The sequence below is a fragment of the Pseudomonas sp. P5_B2 genome (genome assembly GCF_056400445.1).
Genome location: NZ_JBFULH010000709.1, coordinates 1 through 1,938, shown reverse-complemented (window position 1 = coordinate 1,938; position 1,938 = coordinate 1). Strand labels below are relative to the sequence as shown.

Below are 1,938 nucleotides of genomic sequence, written 5' to 3'. Positions count from 1 at the left end.
CCCACTCATCACTAACAGCCCATTCCAGATGTTGGATCAGAGCTGGGTCAGCCTTGCCCTGCTCCCCAGGCCAGACCCAGATAAATCCGTAACGCTCTTCAACCGCGTAGGACTTGTTGCACGGAAAGCCCCGGACGCGCTGACCTGGCATTTCGACGGTTTTGCCGTCACAGCCCATCACCAGGCCGTGGTATCCACAGACCAGGTTGCCATTCTCGACATACCCAAGCGAAAGGGGGGCGCCGCGATGTGGGCAGAAATTCTCGACGGCGGCAACGCGCCCTTCATGGCCTCGATAGAAAACGATTTTCTCACCGCAGATTTGCCGCCCAAGGGGCTTGCTTGCGATCTCGTCGGGGGTGCACGCGACATACCAGGTGTTTTTCGGATACATGAGAATCTCCGGGGCAGGCTTGTTTTTATGGATCCATTTGAGCGGATACATCCGGCCGCAGTCAAGGTTTTTGTAGAGCAATACGAATCAATGGATCCATTAAATCGAATTCATCATTATTCAACCTTTTGAGCACCTTCCGCTTTCCTGCCTCATCCGGTCGCAATATCCAAACTCCGGTTCGACGAAAATCGCCCAAGGGACACCCTCCTGTTGGTCACAGGAGAGGGCCGTCATTGCCTCAGAGAGTCTGGGAACGCCATTCCTGTTTGAGCCGTGATCCGACGTTGACTGACGCTATGCCAACACTAACCAACGAAGTCAGCGTGTGAGCCTCAATCGATACTAGGCTCCATCAACCGAGGCATCCGCTTCGGGACATCGGAGATCGATATGACTACTCAGAACCTCAGCGGCAAAGTGGCGTTGATCCAGGGCGGATCTCGCGGTATCGGCGCAGCCATCGTCAAACGCCTGGCTGCTGAAGGCGCGACCGTTGCCTTCACCTACGTCAGCTCCACCGCCAAAGCCGAAGAATTGCAAAACAGCATCACCACCAACGGCGGCAAAGCCCTGGCCATCAAGGCGGACAGCGCCGACGCCGAGGCGATTCGCAGTGCGGTGAGCGCTACAGTCAAAGCCTTCGGTCGCCTGGATATCCTGGTCAACAACGCCGGCGTGCTGGCCGTTGCCCCACTGGAAGATTTCAAACTCGAAGACTTCGACCAAACCCTTGCCATCAATGTGCGTAGTGTCTTCATCGCCACCCAGGCTGCCGCCGCACACATGACCGAGGGCGGTCGCATCATCAACATCGGCAGCACCAACGCCGATCGCATGCCCTTCGCCGGCGGTGGCCCGTACGCCATGAGCAAAGCGGCACTGGTCGGCCTGACCAAAGGCCTGGCCCGCGACCTCGGCCCACGCGGCATCACCATCAATAATGTGCAACCCGGCCCGGTGGACACCGACATGAACCCGGCCCACGGTGATTTCGCAGACAGCCTGATCCCGTTGATGGCGGTGGGTCGTTACGGCAAAGCCGAAGAAATCGCCAGCTTCGTTGCCTATCTAGTCGGTCCCGAAGCCGGTTACATCACCGGTGCCAGCCTGACCATCGACGGTGGTTTCGGCGCCTGACGCGCTAGACGCAATCAAAAATGTGGGAGCGAGCCTGGTCGCGAATACGGTGTGTCAGGCAACATAGTTGTCGACTGACCTAGCGCTTCGCGAGCAGGCTCGCTCCCACATTATTTGTGTTGCGTTAAGCCCATTCGAGAGCTGGCAAGCCGCACGCACTCGGTGTGAACRCCTTCAGCGTACGAAGAATGCCATCGGCATGTGCGTATTTTTCATCCGCCATGGCCGCGTCCGGAATCGCTATCGCAGTCATTCCCGCTGCTTTCGCCGCAGTGACACCAAACGGTGAATCTTCAAACACCAGGCAATCCTGCGGAGCGATGCCAAGGCGCCGCGCGGCCGTGAGGAAGATATCCGGTGCCGGCTTGGCTGCGCCGACTTCCGGGTCATCGGCCGTCACGATG

The 1,938-nt window shown here is 58.3% G+C and carries 3 protein-coding genes; 1 reads left to right on the top strand and 2 read right to left on the bottom strand.

From position 1 onward, the window contains the following. Positions 1 to 394 (bottom strand): Rieske 2Fe-2S domain-containing protein (locus AC1DRJ_RS25870; RefSeq protein WP_477804659.1); only part of this gene is annotated, 394 nt, incomplete at its 3' end. Positions 395 to 787: 393 nt separating this feature from the next. On the opposite strand from AC1DRJ_RS25870, the gene AC1DRJ_RS25865 reads away from it, so the two are divergent. Beyond that, on the top strand, positions 788 to 1,534 hold the full coding sequence (locus AC1DRJ_RS25865; RefSeq protein WP_477804658.1) for a 3-oxoacyl-ACP reductase family protein: 747 nt from the start codon (positions 788 to 790) through the stop codon (positions 1,532 to 1,534). A 124-nt stretch (positions 1,535 to 1,658) separates the two neighbouring features. Here the strand turns inward: AC1DRJ_RS25865 and AC1DRJ_RS25860 are convergent. Further along, positions 1,659 to 1,938: HAD family hydrolase (locus tag AC1DRJ_RS25860; protein ID WP_477804657.1), on the bottom strand; the 280-nt coding region annotated here is incomplete at its 5' end.

What these genes read in the sequence shown, in the direction of transcription:
- AC1DRJ_RS25865 (WP_477804658.1), top strand. Translation starts at nt 788, where the DNA reads ATGACTACTCAGAACCTCAGCGGCAAAGTGGCGTTGATCCAGGGCGGA.